The sequence below is a fragment of the Devosia sp. genome (genome assembly GCF_028290625.1).
Classification (GTDB): Bacteria; Pseudomonadota; Alphaproteobacteria; order Rhizobiales; family Devosiaceae; genus Devosia.
In genome coordinates this window covers 61,970-77,917 of the sequence record NZ_JAQGJM010000028.1, presented here as the reverse complement: position 1 = coordinate 77,917, position 15,948 = coordinate 61,970, and the positions used below count along the sequence as shown (strand labels likewise).

Genomic DNA, 15,948 nt, shown 5'->3' with positions numbered 1-15,948 from the left:
GTGTTCATCAACGTGAACTTGCCGCCAGAAATGGCACAACTTTAGAACTTGTCAAACTTATTTTTGTCTGACAAGTTTCGCCTCGATCAAGGCGGCCGCAGAGCCACCAAGGGTCGGCGGAGGAGGTTCAGGCGATGTCACTGGCACTATCGGATCGTCGCCGCGTCGGCCGCACCGCGCTGGAATTGCCAATCTTCGGCTTTGGTGCCGCCCATCTGGGCGAGCTCTATCAAAAGCTCACCGAGGCCCAGTCCGATGCGACGCTGGAGGCCGCGTGGGATATCGGCGTGCACGCCTATGATACCGCGGCCTGGTATGGTCGCGGCCTCTCCGAGCATCGTCTCGGCGGGTTCCTTCGCACCAAGCCGCGCGCCGAATTCACCATCAACACCAAGGTCGGCCGCATCCTCACTCGCCCCGCCGATCCCAGCACGTTCAGCACCGCCCCTTGGACCGGCGGCCTGCCCTTCGATGTGGTGTTCGACTACACCTATGACGGCATCATGCGCTCCTACGAGCAGCTGCTGCAGCGCCTGGCGCTAAACACGGTCGATTCCCTGACCATCCACGACATCGACACCATGTTCCACACGCCCGAACAGGTCGCCGTATATATGAAGCAGCTCACCGGCGGCGGCATGAAGGCGCTGGCTGAACTCAAGGCCAATGGCGACATCAAGGCCATTGGGCTGGGGAACAATATCCCCGGTGACCTGGGCCACAAGCTCGCTGAAATCGATGTCGATTTCGCCATCGTGGCCATGCCCTATACGCTGCTCAACCAGACCATCCTGCACACCGATATGCAGCTTTGCCTTGAGCGCCGGGTCGGCGTCATCATCGGCGCGCCCTTCGCCTCGGGCATTCTGGTGACCGGCTCGGGCGCTGGCGCCATGTACGCCTATGGGGCGGCCTCTCCCGAAGTGCAGGCGAAGGTTCGCGCCATCGAGGCAGTATGCGCGGCACATGATGTGCGCCTGCCCGTCGCCGCGCTGCAATTCCCGCTGGCCCATCCCGCCGTCGTCTCGATCATTCCCGGCGCAGCCGGTCCTGATGAGGTTCGGCAGAACGTCGCGGCGCTCGGCGTATCGATCCCCGCCACCTTCTGGTCCGACCTCAAGACGCAAGGCCTGCTGGAAGCCGGCGCTCCGGTGCCCACACCGTGACCGACACCACGCCCCTCATCAGCGCCCGCGGCATCTCTAAGCACTTCGCTGCCATCGAGGTGCTGCGCGATGTCGATCTCGACCTGCAGCGCGGCGAAATCCACGCGCTGCTGGGCGAGAACGGCGCTGGCAAATCCACCTTCGCCAAGATTCTCGCCGGCGTGCATCGCCCCTCGCGCGGCACGCTGACGCTGAATGGCGAGCCGGTCGAGATTCTTAATCCCATCGTGGCGCAGAAGCTCGGCATTACCCTGATCCATCAGGAGCCGATCTCCTTCCCCGACCTGTCGGTTGCCGAGAACCTCGTGCTCGGCCGCGGCGACGGCGGCTGGTTCGCCAGAGTGCCGTGGGCGGAAATGACCCGCAACGCGCGAGCGCTGATGGACCTGCTCGGCGTGCGTATCGATGTCACCAGGCCGATGCGGGGCCTCTCCATTGCTGATCAGCAGATGGTCGAAATCGCCCGCGCGCTGGCGTCGGACAGCCGCCTCATCATCATGGACGAGCCCACCGCGCCGCTGACGCCCAAGGAAGTCGAAACCCTGTTCGGCATCGCCCGCCGCCTGCGCGACGAAGGCCGCACCATCGTCTTCATCTCGCATCGGCTCGAAGAAGTGCGCGCGCTCTGCGACCGCGTCACCATATTCCGCGACGGCAACAAGATCGCCACCGACACCATCGGCAATCTGACCGATGCAGACATCATCCGCCTGATGATCGGCCGCCCGCTCAAGGAATTCCGCCACAAGGCCCGCGCCCAGATTGGCGACGTGGCGCTCAAGGTCGAGGGCCTGACGCTGCCCGGCGTCTTCCACGACATCAGTTTTGAAGTCCGCAAAGGCGAGATCGTCGGCCTTGGCGGCCTGGTTGGCGCCGGTCGCACCGATGTGGCCCGCGCCATTTTCGGCGTCGCGCCCGCCACCAGCGGCACCGTCACCGTGGCCGGCAAGCGGGTCAGCATCACTGAGCCAGCCCAGGCCATCGATCTGGGCCTCGCCTTCGTTCCCGAAGATCGCGCCGCCGCCGGCATTTTCCGCACCCTGTCGGTGGAGGAAAACATCTCGGCCGCCGTCCCCAAGCAGGTCGCTCCCGCGGGCTTCATCCAGCGCGCAGTCGAAAAGGCCCTGGCACAGGAGTCCGTCCGCAAGCTCTCGATCAAGCTGGCCTCGCTGCGCCAGCCCATCGGCGAACTCTCAGGCGGCAATCAGCAGAAGGCGATCCTGGCGCGCTGGTTGCTGACCGATCCCAGCGTCCTCATTCTCGACGAGCCGACGCGCGGCATCGATATCGGCGTCAAGGCGGAGTTCTACGACATGATCGGCGATCTGGCCGCCTCCGGCCGCGCCATCCTCTTGATCTCGTCCGAATTGCCCGAGCTGCTGGCGCTGTGCGACCGCATCCTCGTCATGTCCGAAGGCCGGCTCACCGCCGATATTGCCCGCGCCGACGCTACGCAGGAAACCATCATGAGTGCCGCCGTGCCCCGCACAGCCCGCGCCGGAGTGGCTGCATGAGCGCGCTCCGCAATATCCTGCTCCGGCGCGAAGCCGGCATCGCGGTGATGATCGTACTGTTCTGTCTCGCCGTGGGCACGCAGAAGCCGCAATTCCTCACCCTCGATAGCCTGCGCATCATCCTGCTGCTGACCCCGCTGATCCTGATCGGCGCCATGGGACAGATGCTGGTCGTCGTCGCCCGCCATGTCGATCTGTCCATCGGCTCCATGCTCGGCTTTTCGGCCATGGTCACCGGCATGATGTTCAAGTTTCATCCCGAAATCTGGTGGCCCATCGGCTTCCTCGTTTCGATCGGCACCGGCGCCCTGCTCGGCCTGATCAATGGCCTCCTGGTCACGCTATTCCGCCTGCCCGCCATCATCGTGACGCTGGGCACGCTCAATCTCTATCGCGGCCTGACCTACATCGTCTCCAACGCCAAGCAGATCGACCGGCAATACGTCCCCTCGGCACTCAAGGCCATGTCACAGACCTCGCCGATTTTTGGCATTCCGTGGATCATCTTCATCAGCTTCGGCGTCGCACTGCTGACCTACATTTTCGTCATGCACACCCGCGTCGGCCGGCAGATTTTTGCCCTCGGCTCCAATCCTGTCGCCGCTCCCTTGCGCGGCGTAGCCGTGACTCGCGTCACGCTCTTGGTGTTTTCGATTTCCGGGGCGCTCTCCGGCCTTGCCGGCATTCTCTATGCCAGCCGCTGGGGTTTTGTGAATCCGTCCAATACCGGCTCGGGCTTCGAGTTCCAGGTGATCGCCGCGGTGGTCATCGGCGGCGTCTCGATCAATGGCGGTGTCGGCACCGTACTCGGCACTATCCTCGGTGTCCTGTTGCTCGGCTGCGTCGCCGCCGCCCTGCCCTTGCTTGGCATTCCCGGCACGACCCAAAGCGCCATCTACGGCGCCGTCATCCTGATCGCTTTGCTGATCGATCGCACCGTGCGGCAGCAGGGCATAAAGAGCCTTACGAGGGCGCGCGCATGAGTGCCATCCAGACGCCCGCCGCACGCGAACTGCCCCCCGCCCGTCCGCGTTGGCAGGTCATCGTCATCCGTCCCGAAACCATGACGCTGGTGCTGCTGATCCTCGCTTTGTTCGGCGCCAGCCTGCTGTCGCCCTACTTCCTCGATGTCGGCTATATCCTGCGCAGCTTCACGCTCTCGGCCGAATTCGCCATCGTCGCGCTGGTTTTGACCATGGTCATCATCGCCGGCGAAATCGATCTCTCGCCCGCCGCCAATATGGCGCTGTCGGCCTGCCTCTTCGCCTTCGCGCAGCAGGCCGGCGTGCCCATGCCGCTGGCCATCGCCATCGGCCTCTTTGCCGGTCTCGTCATGGGCGCGATCAATGGCTTCATGGTCATCCGCCTGCAAATTCCGTCGATCATCGTCACCATCGGCACGCTGACCCTCTATCGCGGCCTCGCCCAGGTCATCGCCGGCGACAAGTCCATCCGCGTGCCGGACTGGTTCATCGGCATCAACACCGTGCTGATCGCCGGCATTCCGCTGACCGTGCTGATCTTCATCGTCATGTCGGTCATCCTCGGCGTCGTGCTGTCCATGACCATCTTCGGCCGCCAAATCTACCAGATCGGCACCAATGAGGTCGCTGCGCGCCATGCCGGCATTCGCAGCCAGCGCATCAAGATGAGCCTGTTCCTGCTGATGGGTCTCGTCAGCGCCGTCGCCGGCCTGATGACCGCCTCGCGCCTCGGCTCCGTCCGCTACGATCTCGGTCTCGGCGGCGAATTGCAGATGGTGCTGATGGCCATGCTCGGCGGCACCTATATTTTCGGCGGCCGCGGCACCATCCTCGGCACCTTTCTTGCGGCGTGGCTCCTGGTCATCGTTTCGACAGGCATGACCGTCGCCAACGTCCTGCCGGCCGTCCAGCTTGTCGTGCTGGGCGTGCTGCTGATCGTCTCCATCATCGCCACCAATTTCATCTATTCCCGCACCCAGCGGTGACGGGCTATTCCGCCGGGAAACACCGGCACACTGAGGAGGAAGAAGTGCTCAAGAAAACTCTACTCGCCGGGCTCGCCATCGGCGTCGCTATGGTCACCACCGCCTACGCCGCCGACCCGATTAAGATCGTCTATATCGGCAAGAATACCGGCAATCCCTATTTCGACAGCATCACCGGCGGCTTCGAAGACGCCTGCAAGTCGCTCGGCTGCGAGTTCGAATTCGTCGCCCCGGCCACGGCCGAAGCCACTTCGCAGATCCCGTTTATCGAAGCGCAGATCCAGCGCGGCGTGAACGTCATCGCCATTGCCCCCAATAGCCCCGACGCGCTCAACCAGGTGCTCGATACCGCCAAGGAAAAGGGCATTCTCGTGCTGACCGTGAACGGCGATCTCGTCGGCAATGAAGGCCATCGCGACGCCACCATCCTGCCCGTCGATTTCACCAAGACTGGCCCGAACCAGGTCGAGCTGATGGGCTCGATGATCGGCTACAAGGGCGATATCGCCATCCTGTCGGCTACCACCGAAGCCCCCGACCAGAACACCTGGATCGCGGCGATGAACGACACGCTCAAGAACGATCCCAAGTACAAGGACATGCACCTGGTCGCCACCGTCTATGGCGATGACCAGCCCGAAAAATCGACCACCGAAATGGAAGCCCTGCTGTCCAACTACCCAAATCTGGTTGGTGTGATTGCGCCCACCACCGTGGGTATCGCGGCTGCCGCGCAGGTTGTGCAGTCGCGCGGCATCGCCGCCACCGTGCATGTGACCGGCCTGGGCCTGCCCAGCGAAATGCGCGATTTCGTCAAGGACGGCACTGTCTCGGCGTTCCAGCTTTGGTCGCCCTACAATGAAGGCTGGCTCGCAGCCCACTTCGCCGTCGGCGTCATCGGCGGCACCATCAAGAACGAAGTCGGCGGCACGTTTGACGTTCCCAACCTCGGCACCATCACCATCGCCGACAAGAACGCCATGAACACCCAGGCCGAACTGACCACGTTCGACGCGAAGAACATCGACGACTTCGACTTCTAACAACCCATCCGGGCGCCGGTCATCAGGCCGGCGCCCTTTTTCTCAATCCGGATTTTGCCATGAACACCTATGATTTCGCCGGCCGCACCGCCATCATCACCGGCGGTGGCCAAGGCATTGGCCTCACGGTCGCCGAAACCATGCTCGCCAATGGTGGCTCAGTCGCCATCTGGGACCGCGACGAGAAACTGCTCGCGAGTCTCAATGCCAAATACGCCGGCAATGACAAGCTGATCGCCCTGCGCGCCGATATCGGCGACATGGCCTCGGTCGATGCCGCCGTCGCTGCCGTGCTGGCGCGCTTCGGCAAGATCGACATCCTGATCAATAACGCCGCCATCGTCGGCCCCAATGCGCCCCTGTGGGAATATCCGCCGCAGGATTTCATGGACGTCGTCCATATCGGGCTGGTCGGCACGTTCTTCGTCTGCCGCGCCGTGGTCCCGCATATGATCGCCGCCGGCTATGGCCGCATCGTCAATCTCAGCTCCGTCGCCGGCAAGGAAGGCAATCCCAACGCCTCCGCCTATTCTTCGACCAAGGCCGGCGTCATCGCCTTGACCAAGTCGCTCGGCAAGGAACTGGCGAAATACGATATAGCCGTCAACGCGGTGACTCCTGCCGTCGCCAAAACCACCATGGCGCTGAGCCAGGATCCCGACTTCCTCAAGATGATCCTCGGCAAGATTCCGCGCGGTCGCATGCTGGAACTCAGCGAGGCCGCCTCCATGATCTGCTGGCTGGCAACCGCCGAAAACTCTTTCACCACCGGCGCCGTGTTCGACCTCTCGGGCGGCCGCGCCACCTATTGAGACTCAGCGCCAGTTGGCGCTGTCCCAATAGTCGAGCGCCGCCGCCAGTACGTCATGCGCCAGCGCCGTGCTGCCGTCGCGTTTTACGACGACGACGCGCTGCACCGTGTTTTGGTTGTAGAGGCTGACCATATAGTCCTCGACGGCGAGCGCCGGATAATCGGCAATCGGCACCGTGATCGCGTCGATCCGTAGCGTCGCACCGTCATGACGGCCCGAGGCGAGTTCGGCCACCTGCCCCAGTGCCGCTGACTGCGCCGCCAGCGTGGCGCGCCACGCCAGCACATCCGGCACGCCGAACACCCGCTCCGGCCTGTCTCGGAATTGCGCAAACACAAGGTCAGCGAAATGGTCGAGCAACACCGCCACCAGCAGCACCTTTCGCACCGACAGTGGCGCGGCAAGGCTGTGGCGGTGCTCCTCGAGGATCAGCGCAAACTGCGCCTCAAGCGTCACTGCGGTTTACGCCAGATGCTTGGCGAAGAAGGCCAGAGTGCGCTCATTGGCGAGCTTTGCACTGGCGGCGTGATACTTGTCCGCACGGTCGAAATTGCAGAAGCCATGATCGCCTGGATAAAGATAAATGCCCATATCCGGATAGCGCTTACGCAGCGCCTCGACCTGCTCGAGCGGAATGCCGTGATCGGCCTCGGCATAATGCATCTCGGTCGGCACCTGCGGTGCCAGATCGATATAGTTGAGCAGCCCGCCACCGTAATAGCCCGAAGCCGCCGACAGGCCGAGCCCGGCATGGGCTGCACGCCATGACGTTGCGCCGCCAAAGCAATAGCCCGTAATGCCGACTTTGCCGGCGCCGGCTACGGCCTTTATCGCCGCCTCGACATCCGGCAGCGCCGTAGCCTGGTTGAATTCTTTCATCAACTCGCCGATGCGGGCAAAGCCGGTCGGGCCGTAATCTTCGCTCTCATAACCCAGATCGACGCGGTCCATCAGCGCCGGCGCGATGGCCAGATAGCCCGCGGCCGCATAGCGGTCGACTTCGATGCGCACGAAATTGTTGAGCCCCCACACTTCGTGGATCACCACCACCGCGCCTTTGGCCGTCCCGGCCGGTGCCGCCTGATAGGCGTTGAACACGAAGCCATCGCCCGACGTCAGTTTGATCCGCTCACCCATGGTCTGTCCCTTGCTACGCATTCCAGGATCTACCGCAACCCCGGTTCACCCAAGTCTCTACCGCTCCAAAAGAAATTCCGCCAGCCAAACCAGCCATCCACACCCTTGCGACTGTCGCGCTCGCGCAAACTTGACCGATGATGCAAGAGGCCACCTCATTGAGAATATGCCGGGCTCTCGCACTATCTCCCCCACCCACCGCCCTTCCCGCGGGCTTGACCCGCGGGCCACTCTCGGTCGGGCACAAGCGGCGAAAGGCCTGCGGGTCAAGCCCCCGGGAAGGGCCGGTGGTGGATGTGGCTGCCCTATTAGATCCCTAGCATCCGCCGCGCCCGCGCAATGACCGGTGCATCGACCATCCGCTCATCTATGACGAAGCTGCCGGCGCCCGTCTGCGCCGCCTCCACCACGCGTCGCGCCCAATCCAGTTCCGCCGCACTCGGCGAAAACCCATCGTTGAGCAGCCCCACCACGGCCGGATGCACGCAACTGGCACCATCAAACCCATGCATGCGCGCCTCGCGCGCCGCCGCCACGATACCGTCGTGATCGGCATAATCGGCGGTCGAGCGGAGCATGCCGAATGACAGCAGCCCTTCCGCCTTGGCCGCATAATGGATCAGCAGCTTGGGCAGCCGCAGCACCTCGGGCACCGGCTGTGCGCCTAGCGCCAGCGCCAGGTCCTCGCCGCCCGCGCTCAAGGCCATGACGCGGGGGGCCTTGGCGATCAGCCGCGCGTCCAGCACCGCGCCGGGGTCCTCGATCAGTGCCACAAAGCTCATTTCGGGGCGGCGCAGCGGCACTTCGATCCGGTTCAGGAACGCCGCCAGATCGGCAAACGTCTGCGCCTGGCGCGCCTTGGGCACATAGAGCCCAAAAGCCCCCGCCCGGCACGCCGCCTCGGCATCGGCAAACATCAAGCCTGCGTCGGCATTGATGCGCACGAACACCTTGGCGCCATTGCGCCCCACCGCCGGTACCGCTTCCGCCAACTCGGCCCGAGCCGACAACTTGTCCGCCGGCAGCACGGAGTCTTCGAGGTCCAGAATAATCGCATCGGCCCCCCGCTCATGCGCCTTGGCGATGAAGCGCTCGGAGCTGGCCGGCACATACAGCAGCGAGCGCATCATGGCGTCACCGCCGCAGCAATTGCCGCCTCGTCCAGCCCCGCTTCCATCAGAACCTCATGCGTATGCTGGCCGATTTCCGGCGCCGGCAACCGCCACACACCTGGGGTTGCCGACAGCCGCGGCACGATATTGTGCATCGGTAGCGTTCCGAATTGCGCATCGTCCACATCGACGATGATCTCGCGCTCATCGAAATGCGCGTCCGCCATCGCGTCGGCGATATTGTAGATCGGCCCCACCGTGGCGCCGGCCTTGCGCATGATCGCCAGCGCCTCGCCGCTGTCACGTTGGGCGAACCAGACGCCAATCGCTTCGTCCACCAAGCCCCGGTGTTTCACCCGGTCCGAATTGGTGGCAAAGCGCGGATCGTCATTCATATCGCTGCGCCCGATGGTCTCGAAAATGCGGCGCGCCACAGGCGGGGTCGAGCCCGACAGCGCCAGGAATTTGCCGTCCGCGCAGCGATAGACATTTCGTGGCGAGGCGGTGTTCGACGCGCTTCCGGCGCGCTGCTTGATCTTGCCGGTCACCGCATGGATCGCCGCTTCCGGCCCGAGGATCGAGAACATCGGTTCCAGCAGCGACAGGTCGATCACCTGCCCGCGCGCCGTTCCTGCTTGCCGGGCGAACAGCGCCATCGTGGTGGCCGAGGCGCCATAAATGCCCGCGATCATATCCGCCAGCGCCAGCGGCGGCAGCACCGGTTCCCGATCGGGAAAACCCGTCCGGTCGGCAAACCCGCTCATGCCCTCGATAATGGTACCAAAACCCGGCAATTGCGCGTAAGGCCCGGTCTGCCCGAACCCCGATATCCGCACCACGATCAAATCCGGATTGCGCGCCAGCAACGCCTCGGGCGCGAGCCCCATGGTTTCCAACGTGCCCGGCCGGAAATTCTCGATGAACACATCGGCCCCGTCGATCATCGCCCGCAGCGCCGCCATGGCCGGAGCGTGCCGCAGGTTCAGCGCCACCGAGCGCTTGTTGCGCCCATAGGTCTTCCAGAACAGCGAATGCCCATCATCCTTCCAGTCGCGTAGCGGATCGCCATCGGGGCTTTCCACCTTGATCACATCGGCGCCGAAATCGGCCAGTTGCAGGCTCAGCATATTGCCCGCCATCAAGCGTGATAGATCGAGCACGCGGATGCCGTTCAACGGGCCCTTTGCGGCGGGCTCGAAATGCTTTGGCTCGCCATGCATCAGCGCAACCGCGTCCCCGCCGTCTTTTCAAACAGCATCACCTTGGCCGGATCGATGTGCAGATGGATCGGCTCATCCGGGCTCAGCAGCTTATGGTCGCGCACCACGATGGACACGTCCTGCTCGCCAATCCGCGCCAGCACTTCCTGCGCGTCGCCGGTCGGCTCGACCACCACGACCGTCGCCGGAACGCCGGTCTCGGCCAGCGTGATATGCTGCGGCCTGATGCCATAGACGATCCCGGTTCCAGCGGTCACCTCAAGCGGCGTCCCCAGCGGCAGCTTTTGTCCGCCCTTCAGCACCACATCCGTGCCGCCCTCATACCCGACGTTGAACAGGTTGATTTCCGGCGAACCGATGAAGCTGGCGACGAACAGGTTGACCGGGTTGTTGTAGAGGTCCAGCGGAGCGCCGGCCTGCTCGATATTGCCACCATTCAGCACGACGATCTTGTCGGCCATGGTCATGGCCTCGGTCTGGTCGTGCGTGACATAGATCATGGTCTTACCGAGCCGCTGATGCAGCCGCTTGATCTCGCCGCGCATCTTGACCCGCAGCTTGGCATCGAGATTGCTCAGTGGCTCATCGAACAGGAACGCGCGCGGATTGCGCACGATGGCCCGCCCCATCGCCACGCGCTGCCGCTGCCCGCCCGAAAGCTCGCGCGGCAACCGGTGCAGCAGCGCTTCGAGCCCCAAAATCTCCGCCGCCTCGTCCACCCGCTTCTTGATTTCGGCCTTGGAAACGCCTGCCAGCTTGAGGGCGAAGCTCATATTGTCAGCGACCTTCATATGCGGATAGAGCGCATAATTCTGGAACACCATGGCGAGGTCCCGTTCCTTGGCGGGCATGTTGTTGACGACCTTGCCCCCAATGGTGATCTGCCCCGAGGAAATGTCCTCGAGCCCCGCAATCATCCGCAACAGCGTGGACTTGCCGCAGCCCGATGGCCCGACCAGCACCACGAACTCGCCATCCTCCATCGCCAGCGAGATGTCATCCAGCACACTGACATTGCCGTAATGTTTGCCGACATTCTTGAGCTCGATTTCAGACATTTCCTGTCCTTCCTGTTCTCACCTCGCCCCTTCGGGGAGAGGTCGACGCGCAGCGTCGGGTGAGGGGGCCTTCTTCCTGCCTAAGCTGTCTCGACGATCTCGATCCGCCCCACACTGATCCGCCCGGCCGAGGCCAGCCGAATCCCGCTCATGCCGTAGGCGTAAGCGCTATCCGTCGCCTCCAGCTGCACCTTGCCGTCGATCGAGAACACCAGCCACTCGCCCTCAAGCGCAAACTTGAATTCGTAGCTCTTGCCCGTCTCCACCGCGAATGGCGCGCGCGCCAGCACAGTGGACCCGAAGTCTTCCTTGAGGATCACCACCTCGTCGCTATCGAACCCGGCCGCATAAAACCGCCCGGTCCCCTGCACGCGCGCCGTCACCAGCTGCGAGGTGCCCGACAGCCGCCGCACATCCGCGGTCACCGACAGGTCACGCGCATAATAGTGCCCGGTCCACATATCGGCATCGCCGGCCGTATGCCCATGGATGCGGTCGCTCTGCTTGGTCCAGTGCCCACGATTATAGGTGAAGCGCGAAATGGCGCCCCATTCCTGGATTTCTTTCGCGGGCAGGAGGGCAGTCCTGCCCGCGCCGCCGATCGTAAAATCGGCGAGGAAGAGTCGGCCGAGATATTTGAGGCGACCGAAATACTCGATCGAAATGCCGATCTCGTCGATCGCCTCGTCACCCTCGGGCACGACAAACTCATAGTGCTGCCAGCCCTCGCCGGACGGCACGTCCCAGGCGCCCGTCTCCTCGATGGCCCCACTCAGCGTGCGCCGCACATAGGGGGCAATGCGCAGATTGCCGTCACCGTTCCATGGGTCGAGCCACAGCTTGAAACTGACCTTCTGCCCGCCATCCACCAGCGGCGTGAACATCGGGCGATAGCGCTCGTCGTCGAAATCGCTGCGGCGATAGAACGGCTTCCAGAACACCCGTCCGCCCTGCCCGCGCTCCAGCCGGTCGAGCTGGATTTCCAGCGACCCGCGCGAGTCTTCAGTGTGCCGCTCCGTCCCGCCCTTGAGCGAAATCTGATTGAAGCCTTCGGTGCGGAAGCCATGCGTCGCGCCCGGCAGATCGAAATCGAACCGCACGCCGCGCCGGGTCATGTCTTCCAGCCACAGAGCCGGCACTTCGCGCCCGGCCAACTGCAGCGCCAACACCGTCAGCTCGCGCGCAAAGCTCGGGATATCGACGATGTTGATCGACCCGACGATGCCCGAGGCCACGAGGAAATCGTTGATCGGCTTGCGATACTTGTCCCAACCCGGCTGCAGCCCCTGGAATGTGCCCACGATCGCGCCGGCATTGCCGGCGTTGCAATCGGTGTCCCAGCCCGCCATCGTGGCGATCTCGACCGTGCGCGGCAGGTCGCCCTTGCCGTAGAGGATCGCCATCACCGTCACGCCCGCATTTGGAATGATGTGGCAAACGCCCGGGTAACGGTCATAGCCCCACTCGGCCGTCAGCATGTCGCGACAGGCGCGCCAGTCATCAGGATTGACCTTGAAGAAGTCGATCACCGCCTGCGCCACCCGCGCATAAGTCGAGCCCGCGTCGATCGTACCCAGCCCCGCCGTCACGATCTCGTCGATACTGCTGGCCTCGAACGCCGCCGCAATCGCCGCTGCGCAGAACCGCGCGCCATTGAGCCCGTCGCCGTCATGGGCCACGCTCGCCGCCATCGCCGACATCTGTGCCGCCTTGGCGGGGTTGCCCGGGTTCACCCAGCCCCAGCTATCGATGAAAATCTGCCCACCGATCTGCTCGGCCACGGGCGCGCCGTTCTGGGCGATGGAGCCCGACTGTGGCGCCGGAATACCGGCCCGAAGATTGCGATAGGCGGTGTGCTCGGTGGAGACGCCGAACCCGCCCCACCAATACATGCCGTGCTCTTCGGCCGCGTAATTGAGCCAGGTCTTGCCCACATCGGCGGCGGTCGCATTCAGCCCGTAGTCGCGCAGCGCGCGGATGAAATAGACCGGCCCATTGGTATCGTCATCCGCCGCGAAATTCTTGAAATCGCGCAGGTACTGCGTCACCTCGCCATAGGTCTTCTGGATGCGCTCATAGCTCCAGATGGTGGGCTCCACCGGGGCGCCAAGGCGCACGCCGATGGCCTTGCCGATGAAGCCGGCATAGATCTTTTCGAGGATTTGAACTTCGGAGAGCATGAGCGGTCTTTCGTCTAAAAAATCAGGAAAAAGCCAGCGCCGAACGGGCCTGGTCGCGCAGTGCGGCAGCCCTACGGTCGGCATCGAGAATGGTTTTGACAGTGTCGGTGAAGGCATCGGCGGACGCTGTCAGGTCGAACCGATTGGCACTGTTGAGCAGTTCCCGGTCCTCCGCGTCGATCACGCTTTCACCGTGCATTGCGCCGAGGATCGCCCCCGCCATGACCCCGATGGAATCGGTGTCGCGGCCCGAATTAATCCCGTCCTCGATGGACAGGCGGAAGTCCCCGCCATTGAGCAGGCAGAAGCCCAGGGCCAGCGGCAATTCCTCGATCGCGTTGAGCCGGCTCGGCCGATAGGCATCGGTTAGCCGCCCCGCCTTGTCCGCCACATGATTGACGTCGTCGCCCATCGGCGAATAGGGCGCGATGGCTGCGTGGAACGCATCGCACACTGCCTCGTGGTTGGCGCCGGTGCCGCGCAACTGTTTTGCCACGCCAACGATATCGACGATGGCTGCGCGCGTGCCGTCCTTGGCCAGGCCTAGGACAGTGTCGATAATGGCCTCAATCGTCGTGCCCGGCACGAAGGCCGCGGCGACGGCGGCGGCCACGATGCCCGCGGCCTCCAGCCCAAAACTCTCCTGATGCCCGGCCGCAAAGGCGATCGCCTCGTCATAGGCCGCCTTCGGATCGGCGGCATTCGCCACTCCGATCGGCGCGATATACATCGCCGCCCCGCAATTCACCATATTGCCCACGCCCCCTTGGCGCGGATCGCAGGCGCTCAATTGGTGGCGCTGGAAAATCCATTTTTCCGGATAGAACAGGCGCTCGATCAGCATGGTCTCGCGCTGCAATTCGGGCACATAGCGCGGTATCCAGGCAATCTGGCGCACCATGCCGTCGGCCATGTCCCAGGCGTCCAGATGCCGGCCCACATCGCCATAGATATCCATCAGCGCCAGCGTCATCAGCGTGTCGTCAGTGACAATGCCATTGCCGCGCACCCGCCCGTTTCGGGCCGACGCGTCGAGGTTCATCTTGTGCCACGCCGTATTCAGCGACGTCACCCGGCCATAACGCGCCCTGATATCGGCCGCCGACAGCTTTTCCACTGGCGCGCCAAGCGCGTCGCCCAGGGCAATTCCGTGCAGCATGGCGCGGACCCGGCCGCGAAGGGAGTTTGGCATTTTGGCTGTCTTTCAACTGTCGAAAAGGTGACCCCCACCCCGGAGGGAGGATCGGGATGGGGATCGTTCAGGTCACGCGCGGATTACTTCAGAACCGTGCGTGCATATTCGTTGAGGCGTGTGCCGCCTGCGGCATTCCATTCGGCCACATAGGCGTCCCACTGATCCATGCCGGCATCGCCGGAGATGAACTTGTAGACCCAGGCGCGGTAGACGCTTTCGGTAGCATCGAGATCAGCGGCGTAATCAGCCGGGAACACGAAGGCATTGTCGGCCACGAAGTTGTCCGTCACCTGCTTGAGCGCCGCCTGTGAGGCCGTGCTCATCCACGGCGTCGGCGGCGTCCAGTTGGCGGCGGCGAAGAACCGCGCATACCAGGTCGAGATCTTGTCGGTCATCGTATAGGTGTCGCCCGACTTGGTATATTCCGAGCCCTCAAACCCGAGCCGGTCCATCAGTTGCCCTTCAGGGCTGGCCATGAAATCGAGCAGCGCCATCACGTCTTCCTTGTGCTCGGACAAAGCCGACATGGCGAAACCGCGCGCTTCCTTGCTGACGTCGATGGCCTGATTGCCCTGGCCGCCCGGACCTTTCGGGGGAGCCAACAGCACCAGTTCGGTATCCGGATGCACCTGGCGCATCTTGCCGCCATAGATGTCGATGACTTCCGCCGACGATCCGAAGATCACCGCGGCGCGGCCGGTATAGAACTTGTCTTCCTTCACATCGAATTTGGAGGTGATGTATTCCGGGTCGAACAGCCCCTGCTCGCGCAGCGACGCATAGAAGGCGATCTTGGCCTTTTCCTGCGTGGTGATGCGCGAATTGACCCACTCGCCTGCTTCGTTCTGCATCCAGCTCGCCTTGACGCCAAAGGCCTGGTTGAAGATCGCGTCCAGCTCATTGGTATTGTCGGCCGTGGTCACCCCGTAGGTGTTGGCGACGCCGTCGCCATCGAGGTCACCGTCCTTGATCGCCTTGAACAGGGCCACATAGTCGTCGACGGTCTGCGGCGCGGGCAAGCCGGTCTTTTCCAGCCAGTCCTTGCGGATCACCGGCTGCGGCATGCGCGGCGGGTAAACGTAAAGCAGGTAGGGATAATTGGCCAAGCGCTGCACATTGTGCGGATAAAGCGCCGCCTTCAGGTTCGGCTCCTTCTCGATCCAGGGCGTCAGGTCTTCCAGAATCCCCTGCTCCACCATCTTGGCGTCGCCGCCCTGGAAATAGATCAGGTCCGGAATATCGCCGCCCAGCAGCATGACGCTGAGCGCATCGGCATAGCCCGAGCTGGGCAGGTCGACGATCTGGATATCGATATCGTGCCCCTTGGCCTTCATCGCCGCTTCGATGCGCTCGATATGGGCTACGTCGGGCGGATTGGTGGACACAAGGTCCTTGCTGACCATCCGGATCACCACCGGATCGGCAAATGCCGGGGCAATCGCAAACGCCAGCGCCGTGGACGCAAGCAGCAGTTTCTTCATAAGCATGGTAGTCTCCTCCTAGTGTTTTTGGTTCGTAGTCGCCGCTCGCGCGGGATTGGTT

At 63.5% G+C, this 15,948-nt stretch carries 14 protein-coding genes; 6 read left to right on the top strand and 8 right to left on the bottom strand.

Annotation, left to right across the window (positions count from 1 at the left end):
• Positions 1-134 precede the first annotated feature (134 nt).
• From JWR51_RS16075 to JWR51_RS16050, 6 genes are read left to right on the top strand one after another with little or no spacing between them, the layout of a single operon-like run.
• Positions 135-1,166: an aldo/keto reductase gene (locus tag JWR51_RS16075; protein ID WP_299749602.1), complete on the top strand. Its 1,032-nt coding sequence runs from the start codon at positions 135-137 to the stop codon at positions 1,164-1,166.
• Complete coding sequence (locus JWR51_RS16070; RefSeq protein ID WP_299749599.1) at positions 1,163-2,680, top strand: sugar ABC transporter ATP-binding protein; 1,518 nt, start codon at positions 1,163-1,165, stop codon at positions 2,678-2,680. The genes JWR51_RS16075 and JWR51_RS16070 overlap by 4 nt, the downstream gene beginning before the upstream one ends.
• Positions 2,677-3,663, top strand: coding sequence for an ABC transporter permease (locus tag JWR51_RS16065; protein ID WP_299749596.1), 987 nt, complete (start codon positions 2,677-2,679; stop codon positions 3,661-3,663). Before JWR51_RS16070 ends, JWR51_RS16065 begins: the two co-directional genes overlap by 4 nt.
• Positions 3,660-4,649 carry an ABC transporter permease gene (locus JWR51_RS16060; protein ID WP_299749593.1) on the top strand — a complete coding sequence of 330 codons (990 nt, stop codon included), beginning with the start codon at positions 3,660-3,662 and terminating at the stop codon, positions 4,647-4,649. The genes JWR51_RS16065 and JWR51_RS16060 overlap by 4 nt, the downstream gene beginning before the upstream one ends.
• Positions 4,650-4,693: 44 nt before the next feature.
• Positions 4,694-5,692, top strand: a complete 999-nt coding sequence (locus JWR51_RS16055; protein WP_299749590.1) for a substrate-binding domain-containing protein — start codon at positions 4,694-4,696, stop codon at positions 5,690-5,692.
• A gap of 59 nt (positions 5,693-5,751) precedes the next feature.
• A complete protein-coding gene (locus JWR51_RS16050) occupies positions 5,752-6,504 on the top strand; it encodes an SDR family oxidoreductase (RefSeq protein WP_299749587.1) in 753 nt (250 codons plus the stop codon).
• A gap of 3 nt (positions 6,505-6,507) precedes the next feature.
• Here JWR51_RS16050 and JWR51_RS16045 read toward each other — a convergent pair whose 3' ends face one another.
• From JWR51_RS16045 to JWR51_RS16010, 8 genes are all read right to left on the bottom strand, one after another.
• A complete protein-coding gene (locus tag JWR51_RS16045) occupies positions 6,508-6,960 on the bottom strand; it encodes a hypothetical protein (RefSeq protein ID WP_299749584.1) in 453 nt (150 codons plus the stop codon).
• A gap of 6 nt (positions 6,961-6,966) precedes the next feature.
• A complete protein-coding gene (locus tag JWR51_RS16040; RefSeq protein WP_299749581.1) occupies positions 6,967-7,662 on the bottom strand; it encodes a dienelactone hydrolase family protein in 696 nt (231 codons plus the stop codon).
• A 287-nt stretch (positions 7,663-7,949) separates the two neighbouring features.
• On the bottom strand, positions 7,950-8,771 hold the full coding sequence (locus tag JWR51_RS16035) for a CoA ester lyase (protein WP_299749580.1): 822 nt from the start codon (positions 8,769-8,771) through the stop codon (positions 7,950-7,952).
• Complete coding sequence (locus JWR51_RS16030; protein ID WP_299749578.1) at positions 8,768-9,973, bottom strand: CoA transferase; 1,206 nt, start codon at positions 9,971-9,973, stop codon at positions 8,768-8,770. The genes JWR51_RS16035 and JWR51_RS16030 overlap by 4 nt, the downstream gene beginning before the upstream one ends.
• The gene (ugpC, locus tag JWR51_RS16025) at positions 9,973-11,031 is read right to left on the bottom strand and encodes a sn-glycerol-3-phosphate ABC transporter ATP-binding protein UgpC (RefSeq protein WP_299749576.1); all 1,059 of its coding nucleotides are present in this window, start codon (positions 11,029-11,031) and stop codon (positions 9,973-9,975) included. Before ugpC ends, JWR51_RS16030 begins: the two co-directional genes overlap by 1 nt.
• Positions 11,032-11,111: 80 nt before the next feature.
• Positions 11,112-13,211, bottom strand: coding sequence for an ADP-ribosylglycohydrolase family protein (locus JWR51_RS16020; protein ID WP_299749574.1), 2,100 nt, complete (start codon positions 13,209-13,211; stop codon positions 11,112-11,114).
• 22 nt (positions 13,212-13,233) lie between these two features.
• The gene (locus tag JWR51_RS16015; protein ID WP_299749572.1) at positions 13,234-14,403 is read right to left on the bottom strand and encodes an ADP-ribosylglycohydrolase family protein; all 1,170 of its coding nucleotides are present in this window, start codon (positions 14,401-14,403) and stop codon (positions 13,234-13,236) included.
• Between the two features lie 83 nt (positions 14,404-14,486).
• A complete protein-coding gene (locus JWR51_RS16010) occupies positions 14,487-15,893 on the bottom strand; it encodes an extracellular solute-binding protein (RefSeq protein WP_299749570.1) in 1,407 nt (468 codons plus the stop codon).
• Between the last annotated feature and the right edge of the window lie 55 nt (positions 15,894-15,948).

Excerpts from the sequence above, each read along its gene's own strand:
- JWR51_RS16075 (WP_299749602.1), top strand. The coding sequence starts at position 135 with ATGTCACTGGCACTATCGGATCGTCGCCGCGTCGGCCGCACCGCGCTG.
- JWR51_RS16065 (WP_299749596.1), top strand. The coding sequence starts at position 2,677 with ATGAGCGCGCTCCGCAATATCCTGCTCCGGCGCGAAGCCGGCATCGCG.
- JWR51_RS16060 (WP_299749593.1), top strand. The coding sequence starts at position 3,660 with ATGAGTGCCATCCAGACGCCCGCCGCACGCGAACTGCCCCCCGCCCGT.
- JWR51_RS16050 (WP_299749587.1), top strand. The coding sequence starts at position 5,752 with ATGAACACCTATGATTTCGCCGGCCGCACCGCCATCATCACCGGCGGT.
- JWR51_RS16040 (WP_299749581.1), bottom strand. The coding sequence starts at position 7,662 with ATGCGTAGCAAGGGACAGACCATGGGTGAGCGGATCAAACTGACGTCG.
- JWR51_RS16035 (WP_299749580.1), bottom strand. The coding sequence starts at position 8,771 with ATGATGCGCTCGCTGCTGTATGTGCCGGCCAGCTCCGAGCGCTTCATC.
- JWR51_RS16030 (WP_299749578.1), bottom strand. The coding sequence starts at position 9,973 with ATGCATGGCGAGCCAAAGCATTTCGAGCCCGCCGCAAAGGGCCCGTTG.
- ugpC (WP_299749576.1), bottom strand. The coding sequence starts at position 11,031 with ATGTCTGAAATCGAGCTCAAGAATGTCGGCAAACATTACGGCAATGTC.
- JWR51_RS16020 (WP_299749574.1), bottom strand. The coding sequence starts at position 13,211 with ATGCTCTCCGAAGTTCAAATCCTCGAAAAGATCTATGCCGGCTTCATC.
- JWR51_RS16015 (WP_299749572.1), bottom strand. The coding sequence starts at position 14,403 with ATGCCAAACTCCCTTCGCGGCCGGGTCCGCGCCATGCTGCACGGAATT.
- JWR51_RS16010 (WP_299749570.1), bottom strand. The coding sequence starts at position 15,893 with ATGCTTATGAAGAAACTGCTGCTTGCGTCCACGGCGCTGGCGTTTGCG.